This window comes from Syntrophaceae bacterium, assembly GCA_013177825.1.
Lineage (GTDB): Bacteria > Desulfobacterota > Syntrophia > Syntrophales > PHBD01 > PHBD01.
Window position 1 is genome coordinate 1 of the sequence record JABLXX010000008.1, and the last position, 20,478, is coordinate 20,478.

At 59.4% G+C, this 20,478-nt stretch carries 21 protein-coding genes; 7 read left to right on the top strand and 14 right to left on the bottom strand.

Annotation, left to right across the window (positions count from 1 at the left end):
* Positions 1 to 368: 368 nt before the first annotated feature.
* Positions 369 to 716 carry a cytoplasmic protein gene (locus tag HPY65_15150; GenBank protein ID NPU85812.1) on the top strand — a complete coding sequence of 116 codons (348 nt, stop codon included), beginning with the start codon at positions 369 to 371 and terminating at the stop codon, positions 714 to 716.
* A 205-nt stretch (positions 717 to 921) separates the two neighbouring features.
* Positions 922 to 1,209 (top strand): hypothetical protein, encoded by a 288-nt coding sequence (locus HPY65_15155; protein ID NPU85813.1) that lies wholly within the window; start codon positions 922 to 924, stop codon positions 1,207 to 1,209.
* Here the strand turns inward: HPY65_15155 and HPY65_15160 are convergent.
* The 4 genes from HPY65_15160 to HPY65_15175 all read right to left on the bottom strand — a co-directional run bounded on the left by HPY65_15160 (position 1,168) and on the right by HPY65_15175 (position 4,018).
* Positions 1,168 to 1,671, bottom strand: coding sequence for a hypothetical protein (locus tag HPY65_15160; protein NPU85814.1), 504 nt, complete (start codon positions 1,669 to 1,671; stop codon positions 1,168 to 1,170). The genes HPY65_15155 and HPY65_15160 overlap by 42 nt on opposite strands.
* A 21-nt stretch (positions 1,672 to 1,692) precedes the next feature.
* Positions 1,693 to 2,328 carry a cysteine hydrolase gene (locus tag HPY65_15165; GenBank protein NPU85815.1) on the bottom strand — a complete coding sequence of 212 codons (636 nt, stop codon included), beginning with the start codon at positions 2,326 to 2,328 and terminating at the stop codon, positions 1,693 to 1,695.
* Between the two features lie 44 nt (positions 2,329 to 2,372).
* On the bottom strand, positions 2,373 to 2,789 hold the full coding sequence (locus HPY65_15170) for a hypothetical protein (protein ID NPU85816.1): 417 nt from the start codon (positions 2,787 to 2,789) through the stop codon (positions 2,373 to 2,375).
* 305 nt (positions 2,790 to 3,094) lie between these two features.
* Positions 3,095 to 4,018 (bottom strand): 3-keto-5-aminohexanoate cleavage protein, encoded by a 924-nt coding sequence (locus HPY65_15175; GenBank protein ID NPU85817.1) that lies wholly within the window; start codon positions 4,016 to 4,018, stop codon positions 3,095 to 3,097.
* A 589-nt stretch (positions 4,019 to 4,607) separates the two neighbouring features.
* Here HPY65_15175 and HPY65_15180 point away from each other — a divergent pair.
* The 4 genes from HPY65_15180 (at position 4,608) to HPY65_15195 (ending at position 8,987) form a co-directional block, all read left to right on the top strand.
* Entirely contained in the window at positions 4,608 to 6,410 is a 1,803-nt protein-coding gene (locus HPY65_15180; protein ID NPU85818.1) for a molybdopterin-dependent oxidoreductase, read from the top strand.
* A 2-nt stretch (positions 6,411 to 6,412) separates the two neighbouring features.
* The gene (locus HPY65_15185; protein NPU85819.1) at positions 6,413 to 6,958 is read left to right on the top strand and encodes an NADP oxidoreductase; all 546 of its coding nucleotides are present in this window, start codon (positions 6,413 to 6,415) and stop codon (positions 6,956 to 6,958) included.
* A 12-nt stretch (positions 6,959 to 6,970) separates the two neighbouring features.
* Positions 6,971 to 8,401 carry a Ni/Fe hydrogenase subunit alpha gene (locus tag HPY65_15190; GenBank protein ID NPU85820.1) on the top strand — a complete coding sequence of 477 codons (1,431 nt, stop codon included), beginning with the start codon at positions 6,971 to 6,973 and terminating at the stop codon, positions 8,399 to 8,401.
* Positions 8,402 to 8,480: 79 nt separating this feature from the next.
* Positions 8,481 to 8,987 carry a hydrogenase maturation protease gene (locus tag HPY65_15195; protein NPU85821.1) on the top strand — a complete coding sequence of 169 codons (507 nt, stop codon included), beginning with the start codon at positions 8,481 to 8,483 and terminating at the stop codon, positions 8,985 to 8,987.
* A 29-nt stretch (positions 8,988 to 9,016) separates the two neighbouring features.
* On the opposite strand, the gene HPY65_15200 is transcribed toward HPY65_15195, so the two are convergent.
* From HPY65_15200 to HPY65_15240, 9 genes are all read right to left on the bottom strand, one after another.
* A complete protein-coding gene (locus HPY65_15200; protein ID NPU85822.1) occupies positions 9,017 to 10,393 on the bottom strand; it encodes a sigma-54-dependent Fis family transcriptional regulator in 1,377 nt (458 codons plus the stop codon).
* A gap of 6 nt (positions 10,394 to 10,399) precedes the next feature.
* Entirely contained in the window at positions 10,400 to 11,479 is a 1,080-nt protein-coding gene (locus HPY65_15205; protein NPU85823.1) for a PAS domain S-box protein, read from the bottom strand.
* A gap of 103 nt (positions 11,480 to 11,582) precedes the next feature.
* Positions 11,583 to 12,527, bottom strand: coding sequence for an electron transfer flavoprotein subunit alpha/FixB family protein (locus HPY65_15210; GenBank protein NPU85824.1), 945 nt, complete (start codon positions 12,525 to 12,527; stop codon positions 11,583 to 11,585).
* Positions 12,528 to 12,530: 3 nt separating this feature from the next.
* Complete coding sequence (locus HPY65_15215) at positions 12,531 to 13,289, bottom strand: electron transfer flavoprotein subunit beta/FixA family protein (protein NPU85825.1); 759 nt, start codon at positions 13,287 to 13,289, stop codon at positions 12,531 to 12,533.
* A gap of 48 nt (positions 13,290 to 13,337) precedes the next feature.
* Entirely contained in the window at positions 13,338 to 13,613 is a 276-nt protein-coding gene (locus HPY65_15220; protein NPU85826.1) for a hypothetical protein, read from the bottom strand.
* Positions 13,610 to 14,911, bottom strand: a complete 1,302-nt coding sequence (locus HPY65_15225; protein ID NPU85827.1) for an FAD-dependent oxidoreductase — start codon at positions 14,909 to 14,911, stop codon at positions 13,610 to 13,612. Before HPY65_15225 ends, HPY65_15220 begins: the two co-directional genes overlap by 4 nt.
* A gap of 110 nt (positions 14,912 to 15,021) precedes the next feature.
* On the bottom strand, positions 15,022 to 16,164 hold the full coding sequence (locus HPY65_15230; GenBank protein NPU85828.1) for an acyl-CoA dehydrogenase: 1,143 nt from the start codon (positions 16,162 to 16,164) through the stop codon (positions 15,022 to 15,024).
* A gap of 63 nt (positions 16,165 to 16,227) precedes the next feature.
* On the bottom strand, positions 16,228 to 17,535 hold the full coding sequence (locus HPY65_15235) for a hypothetical protein (protein NPU85829.1): 1,308 nt from the start codon (positions 17,533 to 17,535) through the stop codon (positions 16,228 to 16,230).
* A 29-nt stretch (positions 17,536 to 17,564) separates the two neighbouring features.
* Entirely contained in the window at positions 17,565 to 18,731 is a 1,167-nt protein-coding gene (locus HPY65_15240; protein NPU85830.1) for an acyl-CoA dehydrogenase, read from the bottom strand.
* Positions 18,732 to 18,876: 145 nt separating this feature from the next.
* Here HPY65_15240 and HPY65_15245 point away from each other — a divergent pair, with 145 nt between their 5' ends.
* Positions 18,877 to 19,176 carry a hypothetical protein gene (locus HPY65_15245; protein ID NPU85831.1) on the top strand — a complete coding sequence of 100 codons (300 nt, stop codon included), beginning with the start codon at positions 18,877 to 18,879 and terminating at the stop codon, positions 19,174 to 19,176.
* A gap of 28 nt (positions 19,177 to 19,204) precedes the next feature.
* Here HPY65_15245 and HPY65_15250 read toward each other — a convergent pair whose 3' ends face one another.
* Positions 19,205 to 20,386, bottom strand: a complete 1,182-nt coding sequence (locus HPY65_15250) for a pyruvate carboxyltransferase (protein ID NPU85832.1) — start codon at positions 20,384 to 20,386, stop codon at positions 19,205 to 19,207.
* Positions 20,387 to 20,478: the final 92 nt, after the last annotated feature.

Genomic DNA, 20,478 nt, shown 5'->3' on the forward strand with positions numbered 1-20,478 from the left:
CCGCGTATTCCGCGAAGCTGAAGGTTGCCGTCAGAAGAACCACAATCCCTGCCACCATCATCGTTCCCAGTGTCTTTTTCATGATCCGTCTCCTCTCTGAGGGTTTTTTGTCTTGTTTGACTATCTCTAAAGCGAAAGACGTGCCAGAAGAACAAGCGTGGAGGCTTGCCTTTTCAACCAAATGATATTACTGCTATATTGCCATGACAAAGGGTTCCCCGGGTGGGCCGTGGAAGTGCCGGTACGGCGGTTCCGGTTGAACGGTTCATTCAATCGGTTGAACGGAACGGGAAAGGAGATTCTTTCGGCTTGACCGCCCGGCATGCTCCCCTTTACAATGCCGCCAATATGCTGACGGGATGGAAATTATGAAAAAGATTGCAATTTTTGCTTTTCAAGACGATCCCATGTGCTTTATCCATGTGCTTCTCAATGCCCTGGATCTGAAAGAGCGGGGGATCGAGGCGAGGGTGATCCTCGAGGGAAAGGCCACGGCGCTGATTCCGCTGCTGGCGGCGGAGGATCATCCCCTGCATCGCCTTTGGAACCGGGTAAAGGAGTCCGGCCTCGTGGACGGCGTCTGCAAGGCCTGCTCGTCCAGGATGAAGACCCTGGAGGCGGCCATTGCGCAAGAACTCCGGCTGCTGGATGAAATGGCGGGCCACCCGTCCATGGGACGCTACCGCGAGGATGGATTCGACATCGTCACCTTCTGACGTTCCGGTCGGGTGATCGTGATTAACCGGGACCTGCAGGCGCGAGTGTCTCGCATGGAAAAGACGGTCTGCCGAACGACCCGACAGACAACCCTTCCTGCGTGCTATGCGGCGTCTGCATGCCTGCAGAATCCCCGAGGGAAGCCGCGGATTCTGCAGCCGGCGATTAAACCGCAAGTGAACGCTGGAGGGGACGTTTCCCCTGATGGGAAAGCTGTCCTGGTATCATGATTCCCTGCCCACGAACTGCGTGACTGATTGGGTCTGTGCCGGAGGTTCCGGATATGTGGATGCGGAGGAAGTATTCCGGATCGCCGGGTTCATTGCGTCCCTCGACCCTTCTATTCCCTATGATCTGCCGGCCTTCCAGCCCCGGTTCATCCTGTCCGATCTGCCGCTCCCGACCCGGGAGTTCATGGATGCCTGTCTCAAGGCCGCCCGTTTAAAGGGCCTAACGAATCTCCGGGTCAGCAATCCAGATCTGATTCAGTGAAGGCTTGGCAAGAGGCGGGGAGGCGGGCTGTCGGGCGGGAATCCGTTCCTTGGTCGGGAAATAGGCCTCCAGCCCCGGTGATGCGGGCCGCTTTTTCCCCTGTCCCCACAGGCAGTTCAGGCGCGGGTAGTTGTCGGGATCGCTGACATGGAGGCAGGAAAACGTCAGCGCATTGGGACTTTCCCCATGAAAGAGGAGGATGTCGGACTCCCCGACGGAAGTCTGCTCGAAACATCCGCGGAAAGTCGTTTCCTTTCCGTCCACGATCCTCACGAGTAGGAGCCCCTCCCCGGCAACGGATATTCTTGCGCTGCCGGTGTAGGAGGCGCCTTCATCCGGCATGGATCCCACGATGTTGTAGTCGCCGGCAAAGAAATCGTATGGAGGAAGGCCTGACGGCGCTGCAAAGGCAGTGACTGCCGCCAAGATCAGGACGAGTGATGCAAACGTGATTTCCCGCATGAAGAGTCCCTTTCCCGTTGTTCAGGCTTTCCGACGCGTCGGCGAGGCATGGCTTGTCCGGTCGGCATCATGTGACTTCTTCGTTTGTTTTTTCCATCGTTCCCGGAACTCCTTCAGGGTGACACAGAGGACGCCGATGTTCTTCATGTCCAGAATGTTGGCTTCGCAGACGGCCCGGGTCTCTCCGGCCGTGGCGTCCGTGATCAGCGTGACGGTGTAATCCAGGCTCACGGCGTCAAGGACCGTCGCACGGACGCAGTTAGGATATTGAAGCCCGCAGACGACAACTCCGGTGATTCCCCTTCGCCTGAGAAGCAGGTCCAGTTCCGTGTTCATGAATCCGCTGAACCGCTTCTTGAAAACCACCGGCTCGTTCTCCGTGGGCGTCAGTTTCTCGATGATCTTGGCGCCTCGGGTCCCCTGAACGACAAGTTTCCCCCCGGCCTGGAATGCGGGAAGGCGAAACGCCTCCACGTCGCTGCCGTCGGGCCGGTAGGTCCGGATGACGTGGACAACAAGTCCCTTGCGCTCCCGGACGAAACTGCTAAGCCGGGCGACGGAATCGACAATCCGTTCGGCTCCCGGGATGTAGCCGGGAGATCCGGGCAAGACGAAGTCGTTCTGCATGTCGATGATCAGCAGGGCGATACGCTGCATGGGAAGACCTCTTTGATAAAGAAACGGTTTCGGGGCGGGCACTTTCAGTGCGGGTGGCTTTGCCGGGCCAGATTGTCCAGGATCAGGCCGAAGAAGCTCTCCGCTCCTGAATCATAATGCCATCCCAGGTGGAGCCCGCAGCGCCCGCAGCTGCAGAAGCGCCACCGGAATCCGGGAAACCAGGTGAATGCATGAGTCGGAACGCCGTGTAGAATGCAGTTCCAGGCCTTCGAGAAGCATCCGAGGCGAAAGGTATACCCCGCCGGGTTGTCGAAGGTGTGCTCAAATCGGCCGTGCCGGTGGATGCCGAAGTCGGCCTCCGTGATCTCGTTTCCGCAGGCCTTGCAGCGCAGAGGGTCCCTTCGTTCTTCTTGGTCTTCCTCTTCCTCCCGGGATAGAAGCCGGACATCCGCTTCGTCCTCCCCTGACTCTTTCAGGAATTGGAAAATACGCTGTCCCATCGATTCCCCCGGGTCCGGTTGGTCCGTCCGTCTGCCCGCCCGCCCGCCCGCCATGGCTTGCCTTTCCCCTGCCGAGAAGATAGCGTTTCGGAGGATAAAAAAGAAGCATTTTGTCAACGGCAGTCCTGCGAACCGCAGTCAGGTGCATGGGAACTGGAAAACGGGTAGATCGGAGCCTTTTCCGCCGGGATGGAACCGTTGGCGTTGCATGTTTTTTTAGAGCGAGTTCGAAATAAGAGGGAGGCTGGTCCGATAAGGGGGGAGGGGGCCGGCAAAACTCCCGCCGGCCCCCTCCTGAGGGGGGATCAGTAATTCACGTTGGCAATGCCCTTGAGGCCCAGGATCCGGCGGGCTTCATCCGGTGTCGCCGGCTCGATGCCGAGCTCTTTGGTAACCCGGACCATCTTGGCCACCTGCTCGGCGTTGCTCTTCGCCATCCTGCCCTTTTCCAGCCAGAGGTTGTCCTCCAGGCCCACCCGGCAGTTGCCGCCCAGGAGCAGCGACTGGGTGCAGATGGGAACCTGGGCCCGGCCGGCAACGCAAACGGAGAACTCGAACTCGCCGATGTGCCGCTTCGCGTGCTCCACGAGGAACATCAGGTTCTCGGGGCTCGCTGAAAGCCCGCCCAGGATGCCCAGGACGAACTGGATGTAGACGGGCTTCTTGATGTAGCCGGCCTGGATCAGGAAAGCCACGTTGTTCACCATGCCCGCGTCGTAGATCTCGAACTCGGGCTTCGTGTTGTTTTCGCTGAAGACCGCGCAGTACTCCCGCAGGGTCTTGAAGGTATTGGTGAAGATGAAGTCTTCCGTCATGCCCAGCATCACCTTCTCCCACTCGTGCTTCCACTCCTTGTAGCGAGTCAGCATCGGGAAGAGCCCCCAGTTCATGGACCCGGCGTTGCAGGAGGCCAGCTCGGGCTTGTATGCCGTAACCGGGGCAACCCGCTGTTCCAGGGTCATGCCGGCTCCGCCGCCGGTGGTGATGCAGACGACGGCGTTGCAGCGGCTCTTGATGTTGGTGATGATTTCCTTCATCAGGTTGATGTCCGGGGAAGGAAGCCCGTTTTCCGGATTACGGGCGTGAACGTGGACTACTGCCGCTCCCGCCTCGTAGGCCCGGACGGCCTCGTCGGCGATCTGCTTCGGCGTGATGGGGAGGTAGTCCGACATGGTCGGGGTGTGGATGCTGCCGGTGACAGCGCAGGTGATGACCGCCTTTTCTTTCATGAAAACATTCCTTTCTCTTTCTCTTTTTTATCCCTTTGGGAAATCCGGTTTTGCCTCACCCGGGATCGGCACAGGCACAGAGCCCCTCGCCCGTCTTCGCAACCGGCTCCTTTCGGTTGATCATGTCCTTGAACACTGACGTTACAAACGCACAAAAGGTGCCAAGGGGCAATGAGCTGATTCATTTATTATAACAGCTTGTTGTCCATTGATCGGGAATCTGCGGAGATTCCCCGGCGGTCGTTATGCGGTCAGATGTTCTTATTTTGACACTCCTTCTTTTGACATTTCCATGGAGCATCGTTCCCGTGAGCCGAAAGTATATCCGGGGTGAAAGGCGGCCCATAAATCGAATCGGTTCAGAATATTTCGCTTTCTCCCTCCCCCTTTCCGCACATCGAACTGGACTATTTATCATTCGTGGAGTAAAAATAACCCTCGAGATCAGGTATGGAACGCAAAGCCGTCAACCATCCACCGAACCGGGCGAATTCCAGCCTCCGGGATGAATTCAAACAATCCGCCGTAAAATAAAGAACCTCTGAACCACAGGGAAAGACGCCTTGGCAGGAAAGGAGGAAAACAACCGATGGAGATCGTAACGCTCACCATTACCATCAATGGTCAGACCATCAAGGCGCCGTTCGGTTCCACCATCCTCCAGGCGGCACGACAGGCGGGCATCGACATCCCCACGCTCTGCAACCATCCCGCGCTCGTTCCCGTCGGCGCCTGCCGCGTATGTCTCGTGGAGGTGAAAGGACAGCGCAATCTGCAGCCCGCCTGCACCTTTCCCGTCGTGGACGGCATGGAGGTCCAGACGGAGACGCCGGCGCTGGTGAAGGCAAGGAAATTCGTCATCGACATGCTTTTTTCCCAGCGCAACCACTTCTGCATGTTCTGTGAAATGAGCGGAAAGTGCGAGCTTCAGGACCTCGGTTACCGCTACGGGATCGACCACTGGATTTATTCCACCTATACGAAGCGCTTTCCGGTCGATGCCACAAGCCCTTATTTCCTTCTGGACCACAACCGGTGCGTCCTCTGTTCCCGCTGCCTGCGCGCCTGCGACGAACTCCCGGTCAACCGCACGCTCGGTCTCGGACAGCGGGGCGCCGACTCCATGATCTGCGCCGACGGCATCGCCCCTCTCGGTTCATCGACCTGCATCTCGTGCGGCTCCTGCGTTCAGGTCTGTCCCACGGGAGCCCTGTTCGAGAAACACAGCGCCTTCATGGGGACCGACGAAAAGATGTCCTGCACGAAAAGCATCTGCAGCTTCTGCAGCATCGGCTGCGGGATGACGATTGTGACCCGCGGCGACCAGGTCCAGCGCATTGAAAGCGACTGGGAGGCGCCCGTCAACGGCGGACGCCTGTGCAGGAAAGGCCGCTTTGAACCCCTTTACGACGGACGAAAGCGGCTGACGACACCGCTGGTCCGGCGAAACGGAAAGCTGGCCGAAGCAGACTGGGATGAAGCGCTGCAGATTGCATCCGAGCACATCGGCCGGACCGATGCAGCGGCACTGGGAGCATTGAGCTCCGGCGATGCCACCAATGAGGCTCTTTATCTGTTTCAGCGGCTGTTCCGCCGGGAGTTGGGCGCCGCCGGCGCCGGTCTTCTCCGGGGCGGCATTTCCCGGCTGACCGGCATGAAACCGGGGAAGCTGTCCGACCTGGAAAACAGCGACCTGATTCTCCTCATCGGTGCCGATCCGACCAAGGATCAGCCTGTCGCCTCCTTCCTGATCAAGCGGGCCCTCGACAAGGGTGCGAAGCTGGTCATCGTGGATGACCGGGAAAACTCCCTTTCCCCGTTTGCCTGGCAGACCGTACCGTCCGGCGACCTGGACAAACTCCTGGTCATGGCCGTTCAGGCAAGCCGGCCTGTCGTCTTGCATGGGGCCGAAATGACGGCGGATGCCGCCAAATCCCTGATGCAGCTCGGCAAAAAAGCCGTTGCCATCGCCCTGGAACCAGCGGGCAACGGCTGCGCTGCAAGAGCCCTGGGGTTTCAGAACGGCCTTCCGTCCGGTACGCACAGGCTTCTTTACATCCTCCTGGGAGAAGAAAAGGATATCGGCGAGAACCTGCAGCAGGCCATCGCCCCGGATGCATTTCTCATCGTTCAGGCCAGCTACACCTCGCCGTTGGCGGAGAAGGCCCATGTGCTGCTGCCATCGGCCATCTGGTCGGAGCGGGACGGGACCCTGACCAACACGGAAGGCCGCGTGCAGAGAGCCCGCAAGGCCCGGGAACCCCTGGGTGAAAGCAGGCAGGACTGGGAGATTCTTGCCCTCCTTGCCGACCGGCTTGGCAGGAAAATGGGCGAATCCTTTGACGACATCTCTGCACAGACCGTCCGGGAAGTTCAGGGAAAGGAGATCTGAAAATGGCCAAAATCAAGATTGCCACAGACTGGCTTGCCGGCTGCGCCGGTTGCCACATGTCCTTCCTGGATATCGATGAACGCATCGTGCAGCTGCTCGATGCGGTGGAATTCACATCGAGCCCCGTCACCGACCTGAAACACCCCCCGAAGGAAGGCGTGGACATCGGCATCCTGGAAGGGGCGATCAGCAACACCCACAACGTCGAAGTTGCCAAACAAATGAGGGAGCGGGCCAGGTTCCTGATCGCCGTCGGCGACTGCGCAACCTTCGGCGGGGTCGTCGCCATGCGGAACCTCTGCGGAACCGATGCGGCGCTGCGGCGTGCGTACCTCGAGACGGAAAGCGTGTGCGGCGGCGTGATTCCCGATTCCCAGGAGCTGGGGAAACCTCTGGAAATGGTGACCGGGGTGGACAGCGTAGTCAAGGTGGACCTTTTCATTCCGGGCTGCCCGCCCCGGGCCGACGCCTTCTTCTATGCCCTGTCGGAACTGCTCGCGGGACGGACTCCCGTGGTTCTTCCACCCGAACTTTTCCTGTACGACTGAAGGAGGGGACCCATGAGTGCCAGAAAGATCACGATCGAGCCGGTGACTCGCATCGAAGGACACGGCAGGGTCACCATCCATCTGAACGAAGAGGGGCAGGTCGAGGAGACCTTTTTTCACGTGGACGAGTTCCGCGGGCTGGAGAAATTCTGCGAGGGGCGTCCGTACTTCGAGATGCCTCAAATCACCCAGCGGATCTGCGGGATATGTCCCGTCAGTCACCACCTGGCCGCCTCCAAGGCCTGCGACGCCGTAGCCCGGCTGGAGCCGCCGCGGCCCGCAAAATTGCTGCGTGAGCTCATCCACATGGGACAGCTTGTCCAGTCCCACGGGATGCATTTCTTCCACCTGGCGGCGCCGGACCTGCTCCTGGGATTTGACGCCGATCCGGCGGTCAGGAACGTCTTCGGCATCATCCGGGCGAACCCGGAGCTGGCCCTGAAAGCCGTGAGCCTGAGGCGTTTCGGACAGCAGGTCATCGAGCGGCTGGGAGGCAAGCGGGTTCATCCGAATTTCGCCGTGGCCGGCGGGGTCAACGGCCCCCTGTCCGACAAGGACCGAACGGAGATCGCGGCGGAACTCAAGGCCATGACCGGCATCGCCGGCGAGGCCATCGCCATCGCCAAAAACTGGCTGGAGTCCAACCAGTCCATCGCCGAGGCCTTCGCCTCCTTCCCGTCGAGTTACATGGGCCTTGTGGACAGCGAGGGCGGCCTTCAACTCTACGACGGAGAGATCCGCGTCAAGGACGCCGCCGGGAATTTCGTCGCCCAGTTCAGGCCCGAGCACTACCTCGCCCATGTGGCCGAGCACGTGGAGCCCTGGTCCTTCCTGAAGTTTCCCTACTACCGCAAGCTGGGATTCCCGGAAGGAACCTATCGCGTCGGTCCGCTGGGACGCCTGAACGTCATCGACAGGATCGGTACGCCCATGGCCCAGGCAGAGTTCCTGCAATACCGGCAGATCAACGGGGGCAGGCCCATCGAAGGGTCCCTCTACTACCATTACGCCCGGATGATTGAGGCTCTCTATTGCCTGGAGCGCATCGACGAACTTCTGGGCGACCCCGAGATCATGTCCAGGGATCTTCGATCCGTTCCCTCGGAGGTGAAAGTACCGGGCCAGGGAGTTGGCGTCATCGAGGCCCCGCGGGGAACCCTCTTCCACGACTACAGCACCGATGAAGACGGCCTCCTGACCCGTGTGAACCTTATCGTTGCCACGGGGAACAACAACTGGGCCATGCACACGGCGTCGGGCCTTGTGGCCAGGGCGTTCGTCGACGGCAACAAGCTGAGCGAGGGGATGCTGAACCGGGTGGAGGCTGCGATCCGCTGCTACGACCCCTGCCTGTCGTGCTCCACCCACGCCATCGGGCAGATGCCCCTGGTCGTGACCCTTGTCGGGGCCGACGGCAGCGTTCTGGACCGCATTTCGCGCTAGAATGGTATATTTATGGACGTGGCGGGCATACCGGCATCCGGTTTGCCCGCCTTTTCCTTGTTCGGATCACCGTTGACTCATGCCCAGAACCCTCGTTGTCGGCTATGGCAATCTCGACCGTGCAGACGATGGCGTGGCCTATCACGTCGTCAACGCCCTCCGCCGACGGCTGGGCCGGCCGCCGCTGCCCGAAGACGCCACAGGCCTGGACGATCTGGGGGACCGGGTGGACTCCGTATTCCTGGTCCAGCTGGCACCGGAACTGGTCGAGATCATGAAGGATTACGGGATTATATGTTTCGTGGACGCTCATGTTCGCGAGCGGGTGGAGGACCTTTACTGCACGCATGTCAGTCCGGAAGACGCCTCCCTGACGTTCACACACCACATGACGCCGGCCCTGCTTCTGGCCCTGCTTCAGACCCTCTATCGGCATCCGGTCGCCGCCCATCTTGTGTCCATCCGCGGCCGTGATTTCGATTTCCACCGCCGGCTCTCCCCCCGGACACAGGCACAGGTGGAACCGGCCGTCGCCCGCATCCTCCATCTGACGGATATGGGCGGGACGGACGGCGGGTCGGCCTGACGTTCCCCACCTTGAAAACGGACATTGTTTTACTGCCCCTTCAATGGAGACATGGAACTCAAGTCGATATTCAGCTTCTTGATGCGATAATACAGGGTTCTTTTGGGCATCTTCAACGCCTGGGCACATTTCTCGATGTTCAGGTTGTTTTCGATCAACGCCTGCTCGATGGCATGTTTTTCCGTCGTCTCGAGAATCTCGTTCAATCCCAGATTCAATTCCCGGAACGCCCAGTATCCCTGGTTCAATTCCAGCGGAAGGTGGCTGATTTCGATCACCTGGCCCTGCCCCATCAGAATAAGCGCTCTTTTGATTACATTCTCCAGTTCGCGGATGTTGCCGGGCCACTCATAGGAGGTCAGTTTCATCGCGGCTTCCGTGGAAAGGGACACGCCTTTCCTGATGCCGAACTTGTTGATGAAAAAATAGGCAAGGGGAATGATGTCCTCGGCGCGATCCTTGAGCTTCGGCATGACGAGGGTAAAAACGTTCAGACGGTAGTACAGATCGTGGCGGAAGGTTTTCTGCTTCAACATTTCCTGAAGGTTCTGGTTGCTGGCGGCAATGATCCGGATATCCAATTTATGAAGACGATTGCCCCCCACCCTTTCGAATTCCAGATTCTGGATCAGGCTCAGTAGCGCAGCCTGGGCATTGAAATCCAGGAGGCTGATCTCATCCAGAAAAAGCGTCCCCCCGTCTGCCCGCTCGATTTTTCCCTGCTTCTGGCTGGAAGCACCTGTGAATGCCCCTTTTTCGTAACCGAACAGCTCACTCTCCACGAGATTGCTCGGTAGCGTGGCGCAGTCCACCCTGACGAAAGGGCCGTCCTTGCGGCGGCTCCGGTCGTGAATTTCTTTCGCAATCAGGCTTTTCCCCGTCCCGCTTTCCCCTTCGATCAGAATCGGGGAATCGGACTGGGCGATCTGGTCGATAAACTGATCGAGCTTTTTCGCTCCGCACGAAATATCCGAGAAGTAAATGCCGGGGGAATTCAAACGGGCATCGTTCTGGGCCTGCAGGTTTTCATAGACGACCTTCCACTTCCTGGAGGCCTTCTCGATGACGGACAGAAGGTTATCCACTTCGAACGGTTTCGTAATGAAGTCGTAGGCGCCTTTTTTCATCGCCTCGACGGCTATATTGATGGTGGCGTTTCCCGTCAGGATGATGACGATCGTTTCCGTACTGATTTCTTTGACTTTCTGCAGGACATCCAGACCGCTGATTTTCGGTATCTTCAAATCCAGCAGAACGATGTTCGGGGAATGGGCGGCAAAGAGATCGAGGGCCTCCTGTCCGTCACGGGCCAGGAGTGTCGTGTAGTTTCTCCCCTTCAGGCATTCGTCGAGAACGAAAAGCATGCTGACGTCGTCTTCCACCACCAGAATGGGGGATGTGTTCATTCTTTCTCAATAACCTCTTTTCACGGGCAATCGAACCGTAAAAACCGTGCCGTTGTCTTTGTCGGAAGCGACCTCAATGTGCCCGTCGTGCTTGCTGATTGTCGTATGTGTAATGGAGAGGCCGAGCCCCGTTCCGCTGTCCTTGGTCGTATAAAAGGGATCGAATATCCTGTCCAGGCAATCGCCGGGAATGCCCTTCCCCGAATCCGTTATTTTTACCACGATCCAATCGTCATCCGGAAAGGCTTTGATCCGGATACGGTCTTTGTCCCCCGTGGCCTCCATTGCGTTGATCATCAGATTGAGAAATGCCTGCATGAGCATTTCCTGGTCCCCGTATATGACCGGCAGGTCCGCGGCGATCTCCTCTTCAATCACGGTTTTCTTCAGTGGATTGTTCAATTGCCCGAGATAAACGACTTTTTTGAGCAACTCCGCGATATTCAGGGACGCGACGCCGAGATTCGATTTCCCCGCATAGGCCAGAAGCTCGCGGCTTAGTTTATCCAGCCGGTCCACCTGGCTGACGATCATGTTCAGGTAAGTCAGGCTTTTCTCGTCGCTTTTGGTTTTCTCCTTCACCAGCGTGGCCAATGCCTTGATGGTTCCCAGGGGCGTCCTGATTTCGTGGGAGATGCCGAGGGACAACTGCCCAAGGGCGGCAAGCCTGTCCGCCCGCTGAACCTCGGCTTCCAGTTTCTTTTCTTCGCTGATGTCCTGCGTCCACATGATCACGCCGAGTTTCTCGCCCGAGGCATCCCGGCATAACGTGGCAAAGCAGTTGATGTCGAGAATCGTTCCCGCGTGGTTCTGAAACACGACCCGGGTGGCTTTTATACCCTGTTCCGTCCGGATGACATACTCGAAGGTTCTGTTCATCCGGGCTCTTTCATGCTCCGCAAGACAAAGAAGAAAAGACTTGCCCATCAGCGCCGCTTTCCGGAATTCCCACATCTCTTCGGCGGCTTTGTTGAAGGCCAGGACGTTCCCGTTCAGGTCGGTCAGGAGGATGCCGATGCCGATATTTTCGAGGATGCTTTCCTGAAAATCCTTTGGCCTGGGCAGTTCTATCTTCTGGATATCCACGGTTCGCTTCCTGTTTGAGCGCTGCATCCCGTCATAACATATCTGCGAATGGACCCCAATACGAAGTTTCCCGTTCTGTTCCATACCCGGTCAGGCGGTTGGATCAATGTGCCGCTCCCCCCAGCATGTCGTCGAGTTCCTGAAGGATATCGTTCAGATCCACCGTCATGACATAGTCTGCGCATTGCATGACGTTGGCATTCTCGTCGCGGTTGACCGCAACGATCGTTCCGGCATCGCGGATGCCGACCATGAACTGAACCTGTCCGGAAACACCCAGCAGCAGTGCCAGTTCCGGCTTGCAGATTTTCCCCGAAAGCCCGACGACCCGGTCTTCCGAGAGCCACTTCCTGTCCGTGGCCACCGGCTTCGAACAGGCGACCTCGCCCTTCAGGGCGGCGGCGATTCTGTTCACGATCGCCAGATCCTCCCGGTTCTCCAGACCGCATCCCACGACCACGAGAACGGGTGCCACTTCAATCTGGACGGCATCCCCTGCCCTCGTGCGGGATTCCAGAAGCCTGATGCCGGAGCCTTTGACGTCCAGTGCCAGATCGCTGATCCGGCCGGCGCCTTCCGGGGCGGCGGCAAACGCCTTGGCTGCGAGGGCGATCACCTTCCTGGGGGTTGTCACGGCCTGGACGGCAACGGTGGCACCGCCCAGGGCATTCCGCGTGCACTCGATCCTTCCCGACCGGACTTCCAGGGCGCTGACATCGGTCAGGCATCCCGCGTCGAGCATCTGGGCCAGACGCCCCGCCAGTTCCTTGCCCCGCCGGTTGGAAGACAGGAGGACGACGTCGACGTCCAGGGCCTCAACGGTTTTTTTCAGGACCCGGGCCACTGCGGCCGTGTCTTCAAGCCGGATGTCGCCGCCTTCTACCCGGCAGGTGTCGGCTCCCCGGCCGGCGAGCGCTTCCGCCTGCCCCGGATTGTTGATGCTGACCGCCTTCACGGCGGCTCCCGTCTTTTCGGCAATGGATCGAGCCGCCGTCAGCAGCTCGAAGCCAAACCGGTCCTGATCGCTGTAAATGAGTATCCCCGCCATGTTCTACCTCCCCAGGAATCCTTCCTTTTCGAGCGCTGTGCGCAATGCCTCACAGGTTTTCACCGGCTCACGCCTGCGAGAGGTTTCCGGCGCCAGGTTGCTGACCGTTTCGATGCGCTGCTTGCCCGTTTCGACGGCCAGATCGGCCGCATCCATGATTTCCCTTCGTTTTTTCCCGGCCTTCAGGATCTGGGTGACGGACGGAATCCGCGGTTCGTTGATGTCCGCCAGAATGCCGACAACGACGGGCAGCTCCACCTCGACGGTCTCTTCGCATTCCTCCAGCACCCGGGTGATTCGGGCCGTCCGGCCGTCCATCTCCACGCGGCCTGCGTAGCCGACCTGTGGTAAATCGAGAATCTCGGCCACCCTCGGCCCCACCTGTCCCGAATAGTTGTCGCCGCTGCCTTCGCCGAAGAGAAGCATGTCCACCGCACCGATTCTCCTGACCGCTTCGGCCAGGAGAGCGGCACTGACGGAGCTCTCCCGTACGCCGGCGCCATCGTCCACGACGATGAAGGCCTCGTCGGCCCCGGCTGCCAGCGCTTCCTTGACGGTATCCTCTACGTCCGGGGTTCCCGCCGACACGACGATGACCCGGCTGTCATCCCCCATGGATTCCCTGATCCTCAATCCCTCTTCGAGGGCGTTCCTGTCGATTTTCCCGAGCGTCAGGGGAACGTCTTCCATAACCGGGCGGCGGTTCCGGATCCTGATCTGCTGCAGATCGGGAATCTGCTTCATGGCAACAACAATATTCACGATATAACCTCCTTGTATGGTGCAGCGACGGTCCGTTCGAACCGGCTTTCAGCCGAACCGGAACTGAACGCCCGCACCGCCGTTCGGATATTGCCAGTCCAGGATATCCTCTCCGCACACCCTCAGGCATGTCCCGCATTCCAGGCACCCGTCCTGGCTCGCTGAGACCGCCCCCGACGCATCTTCGCGGTACAGGCCGGCGGGGCAGATCAGGACCATTCTCCTCAGGCGGGGGTCCCGCTCACGTCCCGCCCGGATGACAATGGGGAAGTCCTTGTCTTCCTTGAAAACGTCCAATGCCAGTTTGGCCTTCAGGTCGTTCATAGCTTCATCATCCTCCGGCACAGCGAAGCCATTGCCCACAATTCACGCACTCCGAGATGTTTTCTCACGGTGGGGAATATGCGGGCCTTCGGCCCCGCGGGTATCTCGTACAGGTCTTTCATGAGCCCGAGAATCCATTGGGGGTACCGCCCGTACAGCGGCGGATATTCGAGAACGTTGAGGGAATCCCTGAAGCTTTTGAAGTCCGTGAGGACGAAACATTCGTTCAGCAGCTTTTCGTAAACGGACAGGGTGGATGCACCGAAGTCATTCTTCTTCCTGGCCTCGATCACAGCCCGGGCGGCGTAATAGCCCGAAGCCATGGCGTATTCCATCCCCCTGACGGTGATGCCGATGTTGACGGCAAAGCCCGCGGCGTCCCCCGCAACCAGAATGCCGTCTCCGTAAAGCCTGCCCATGGCTTTCAGTCCCCCTTCCGGGATCATGTGCGCAGAGTACTCGACGGCTTCTCCTCCCGAGATCAGCCGGGATATCTCGGGCCGCTGCCGGAAGCCCTCCAGGAGACCCGGCACCGAAACCGCCGCCCCGTCCCTCGTGAGAGCGCCGATTCCCAGGACCACTCCCAGGCTGACGCTGCTCCTGTTCGTGTAGAGGAAACCGCCCCCGAATTTTCCCGCCGTGACGTCGCCGAGAAAGAGACGGGCGGCGCCTTCGTCCCCGGTCAGGTTGAACCGCTCCTCGATCACGGCGGGGTCCATTTCGATCACTTCCTTCACTCCGACGCCGAAGTGGCCGGCTTCGGGCGTTTTGTTCAGCCCGGCCTTTTCGGCGGTAAAGGAGAGGACGCCGTCGCAGGCGATCACGACGTCGGCCGTGAGCCTGTCCCCCGCCGCCACGACGCCGACGACCCGTCCGTTCTCGCGGATGACGTCGTCCACCCGGGTCTTGCAGACGATCGTGGCGCCCTTGCGCTCGGCCTGCCTGGCGAACCACTTGTCGAACCGGCTGCGCAGGACGCTGTAACTCCGGCGCGACTCCTGCGACAGCTCCCGCCCGTCGTACCTCATGGTCAGGGAGCTGTCGCGGCCCATCAGGCAGATCTCTTCGTGGGCGATGAAGCGCTCGAGGGGAGCTTGCTTCCACAAATCCGGGAACAGATCCCGGATGGGGCTCACGTAGATCCGGCCCCCCGTGACATTTTTGGCTCCCGGATAATCGCCCCGCTCGAGAACCAGCACATCCAGACCCTCCGCAGCGAGGGTGTAGGCGGCGGAGAGTCCCGCCAGGCCCGCACCGACGACAATGGCATCAAATCGTATATTCTCTTCCCGTTCCATGGACCTTCGTTCCCATGAAAAAGCGCCGGCGGAAGGATTCTCCGCCGGCATGGCCCGCGCTTCCCCCGCGGCGGGATCGTCCTGATGAACCCGGTGGCGGGGGATACGGCTTAACCGTTCAAAATAATTCCGGCGCCCATAATTTTCAGGAGCGGCGCCGTGCCTTCCACCTGCGGGCCGATGACGACATCTCCCCAGGTATGGGAAATCGGGTAATCGTCCATCAGGCCGTAGGACCCGTGGATGCCCATGGAGATCCGGGCAATGTCGATGGCCGTTTCGGCAACAAACACCTTGGACAGGGCCGCTTCCTTCATGAGCTGCATCGGATCGCGGTAATGGTCCGCCGCCCAGCCGAGGTGATAGGCATGCCATTTGGCGGCGTCGTATTTCATCATCATGTCGGACACCGAGATCTTGATATGCTCGAATTTCCGCCCGATAGGCTCACCGCGGTGCGTCTTTTCCGTGGCGTACCGGATGCCGTCTTCCAGCGCAGCCAGCGCCCGTCCCAGAAACAGGCCGGCCAGGCCGATCTTTCCGTAAACCATGGCCGTCTTGAGCGTCATCAGGCCGTCGCCGTTCCGTCCCACCATGTTTTCCGCGGGGATCTTCACGTCCTTGAAATAGACGTCGTAGAGGCCACCGCCGTGAGCGCCGATCTTCTTCCAGGGCTCGGAAAGCGAATACCCTTCGCAGAATTTTTCGATCACAAACGCCGTCGCCTTGCCCGTATCGTTTTCTTTGGCGACAACGACCATGGGCCCCTCATGGCCCGCGTTGCTGATGAATCGCTTGGTGCCGTTGAGGATGTAGCTGTTTCCGTCCTTCGTCACGGTGGTCGTGAGCTGTTTGGGATCGGAGCCCGTGCCGGGTTCTGTAAAGGCAAACGACATGATCTTCTTCCCGTCGATGCTCGGGGGAAGATGCGCCTGCTTCTGTTCTTCGGTGCCGAATACATTGATCACGGCCTGCCCCACCGTATTGACCGAGATGACCATCCCCACGCCGGCCGAAGCCTTGGAAAGCTGCTCCAGGGCAAGGATGTAGCTCAGGTAGCCGGCTTCACCCCCGCCGTACGTTTCCGGAAATGGAATACCGAACATGCCCAGCTCGGCCAGGCCGGACAGGATCTCCCCGGGCATCGCGTTGTTTCGCCGGATGTCCTGGGCGACCGGGACGATTCTCTTGTCCGCGAATTCCCTGGCCGCTTTCTGGATGAGTTGTTCTTCTTTGCTGAAACCGAAATCCATAGTCCCTTGACTCCTTCTCTCGTCACGGGCGCCGGAACGCCCTTGTTTGCGAGGGGCAATCCTTCAGCGAATCCAGCCGTATTTCCTGGCTTCCAATCGCAGTTCGTCCCGGAAATCGGGATCGGCGATCCGGATCATGGCCTCGACCCGCTCCGGAATGGTTTTGCCTTTCATGTTGGCGATTCCGAATTCCGTAACGACATATTGGGTATTCCAGCGGCTCATGCCCACCGTTCCCATCGCTTTGGGCAGGATGTTGGAATGCTTCTTCCCTTCCTTGTCGACGCGCGATGCGGCCAGGGTCAGAAACGCCTTCCCGCCGTTGGACCAGTATGCGGCCAGGGTGAAGTCCTGCTGGCCGCCCAATCCGGAATAGGTCCTGCCGTTCATTTCTTCCGAAACGCATTGCCCGGTCAGATCGGCTTCCACAATTCCGTTGATGGCGATCAGATTGTCGTTCTTGCAGGCCGTACGCGGGTCGTTGACAAAATCCGCCCCCCACATCTCGATCCCGGGATTCATCGTTACCCATTCGTAAAGCTCCTTGCTTCCGAACACGAAGGTGCCGACGCCCCGATGGGGCATGAAGTTCTTCCTGCTGTTGTTCAACGCCCCGGCCTTGTATAGATGGAGGAAGGCGTCGCAGATCATCTCCGAGTGAATACCCAGGTCCTTCTTTCCCTCCAGGAGTGTGCCGATGGCGTTGGGTGTCCCGCCGATCCCGAGCTGCAGGCAGGCCCCGTCGGGTATCATCGTCACGATCTGTTCGGCGATCTTCATGTCCGACTCGCTAGGGGGGGCCGGGGGGACGGCGATGATCTGCCAGTCGTGCTCCACGATAGAGTCCACTTCCGTGATGTGCACCCGGTTGTACCCGAAGGTGGGGGGAAAGTGTTTGTTCACTTCAAAGATCACGCGAAGCGGCTTGCCGCTTTTGATGACCGGGAACGTGTAGTCCGGTTCGATCCCCATGCTGAAGAAGCCGAATTCGTCCATCGGCGAGACCGTCTGAAAGACCGTATCGTATTCCGCCGCGAGCTCGACGGGACCGTCCGACAGCATCGTCGGCTTGTATTCGACGAGTCCCGATGGAATCAACTTGCGGACGTTGACCGTGGCGTAGGCATCGCGATAGTGGCACAGGCCCGATACGGCGGGATCGGCCATGATGTTGCCCATGACCGCCAGCGTGTTGAAGTAGCACAGGTCCTTATGGTTCCCCTGTTTGACCAGCTGGGCCAGCCCGCTCAGAAGCCCCTGGGGCTGGCCGTTTCCGATGCCCGACATGATTTTTGCCCCGTTGGGGATGGTCGCCATAACCTCTGGAATGGTCTTTCGTTTTTCCTTGTACAGATCCTGCCAGCGATTCATTTGTCATGCTCCTTGTCAGCGGTAATCCGTTAAATCGTCAACGAACGCGTGCCCGTCACGAGCCTCGCGATCAGTTCCAGGAGCATCTGCTCCGAGCCGGCACCGATCTGCCCCAGTTTGGCATCCCGCAGGGACCGTTCGATCTTCATCTCCTTCATCAAGCCCATACCGCCGAAGATCTGGATCGCCTCCAGCGCGCTGCGGCAGCTGGACTGCCCCACGAACACCTTGAACTCCGTGGCCTCCATAGGCGCCGGCTTTCCTGCATCCTTCCTGGACGCGGCGGCGTACATCATCAATTTGCAGATGTCGTAATCCATTTTCATGTGGGCGATTTTTTCCCTGATCTGGGCGTATTGAACGATCGGATGACCGAACTGTACCCTCTGTTTGGCATAGGCAACGGCGAGATCGATGTTGTACCCCAGGTTTCCCGTCCAGATCGATGTCAGGCACGTCCGCTCGAATTCGAGATTCTGCACGCCGACCTTGATGAACCCGTCCCCTTCTTCCAACAGGCGGTTCTTCACCGGGATCTTCACGTTGTCGAAGTGGACTTCGCTCTGCTCGCTGCCGCGCGGGCCGATCTTTTCGAAGGGTTCGCTGACGGTGATCCCCGGCGCATGCATGTCGACGATGAAGGCGGTGATCCCTTTGGCGCCCTTGCTCTTGTCCGTGGTCGCCATGATCATGCCGACATCCGCCCGATAGGCGTTGGTGATGAATGTCTTGGTGCCGTTGAGGACATAGAAATCGCCCTCGCGCACGGCGGTGGTTTCGATGCCTGCCGCATCCGATCCGACGTTCGGCTCCGTCAGCATGAAGCAGCTCATCCACTCGCCGGAGGCCATTTTGGGCAGGTAGGCTTTCTTCTGTTCGTCGTTTCCGCAGATCAGAAGCGGAACGCTGCCGATGGAAAGGTGCGTCGCCCAGGCCAGCGTCGATCCGATATCGCCGCCCGCGTGCGTCGCCGCCTCCAGTGCAATACAGGTGTTCAGCAGGCCGAGACCGGCGCCGCCGTATTCCTTCGGGATCATCATCCCGCACCAGCCTTCTTTTTTGAAGCGCTCCCAGAGCCACATGGGAAACCGGTTCGAGTCGTCGATCTCAACGGTCCGCGGTTCCCACTCCTCTTTTGCAAACTTGTAAATGGTGTCGTGCAGCAGTTTCTGTTCCTGACTCAGATTCAGATCCATCGTACTCCTCCTTCTGCATTGCCGTTCAAGATTGGGCTTATTTACAAAGCCGCTCTGACCCGTGGAGAGCATCTTGCGTGCCAGATCCCGAACTACACATACTGCACTGAAAATACTGCGATAAGCGGAAATCAGAGGTGGAGGTTTGCAAGAAGTTGCATGCCTTTTTTCGGATCCCGAATCGAAGGAAATGCGAAAGCAGAACAAAATCAAAGGCGTGACGAATGTAAGAATCCGCACCGACGTTTGCAATTTATTGCACGACGGCGTCGGCTGCTGTCGCCAACGGAAACCGGATTATCGCGCACCTGACCCGTTACAAATGTCTGCGAGCGAAAACCGAACGAACATCAGCGACCTGAATCCGGATGAGGAACATCTGACAGGCAGGAGTCCAAAAGTGATCACCACGGAACCGGGCGAGAAAAAAGGGGTTACCGTGTGATGTGTAACCCCTTTTGGGTATTCTCTATCTATCCCACCCAGACCTTGGGTCCCCATTGGGAAGGCAGGACGGCCAGCTCAGGCCACTCGGCCGGAACGAGTTGTCCCGGCTCTTCCCCTTCCCGTTCGATCAGTTTCCGAAGGCCCGGGCGACGGAACTGCGGGTTGCCGCCCTTCTCCGTCCGGCCGTTGTAGATGGCCTCGGAGCGAAGCCGCCGCCCAATGGTCTTCTCCATCTTGTTTCCCAGCCACAGGACGCGGTCCACGTCGTAGCCGTGTTCGATCCCCAGTTCGTCGATCTGGACAAGGAGGTCCTCCAGCGTGACGAGGCCGACGTACCGGTGGTCCTTGTAGTAGTACTCCCCGGTGCCCCGGACGGGGCAGTCGTCCAGGAAGTTGGCGGGCTGACCGCCAATTCCGCCCAGTGTCCCCTCGAACCGGGCGATTCCCGCATGGAGGGCCGCGAGGATCGAAGAGGAGGCGACCCGTTTCGTCTCGTGAAGGTGGCACAAATGGGCCTCCGGGTCGGGCATGGCGTCCATGACCATCGAGAAGTAGCGGTAGACCTCCGCTGCCGAGGCGGAACCGTCGTGATCCGCGTGCTCGATGTCGTGGGCACCGATGGAGAACCAGCGCTTCGTGAACTCCACGGCGTCCTCCAGCCTCGTGGCGCCGCTGATGGGGCTCCCCCAGATGGTGCTGACGACACCGCACATCTTGATGCCCACGTCCCGGCATTTCCGGATGCAACGCTCGGCTTCCCTCCAGTACTGGGACAGGGTCGTGCCGGAATTGGCGAAGTGGTGCTCCGGGTCCGTGGAGACCATCATCAGGACCCGGTCCGGGCCGATCCCCCGCTTTTTCAATTCCACGGCACGATCCACGGCGTTCTCGCGGATCGTAACGGCGCTGAAGACGAGTTCCCCGTAATTGATCCCTTTCCGTTTGCAGCGTTTCCTGAATCCATCACTCCGGAAGTGGGCAAGAACCTCCTCGGCGTCCCGGAACTGGGGGATGGCCGAGGGGTTGCCCAGGTTCGTGACCTCCAGCTCCGTGCAGCCGGCCATGATGATCTCCTCTCCATAGAAGATCTTGGCGGCCGTGGAGATGAACTTCTCCTCATGCTGGAAACCATCACGGATCGTGATGTCTCCGATCATGACCTTCCGGGGCATCCGGGGGAATATCTTCCAGTAATCATATTCGGTCATGCTGTTTCCCTCCCTCATGCTGTGTTCGCGGGGGTGAGGCCGGGGGGTCTTGACGAAAAGCAAATCCCAGCGACCTCGCAAAAAGCCCGCAG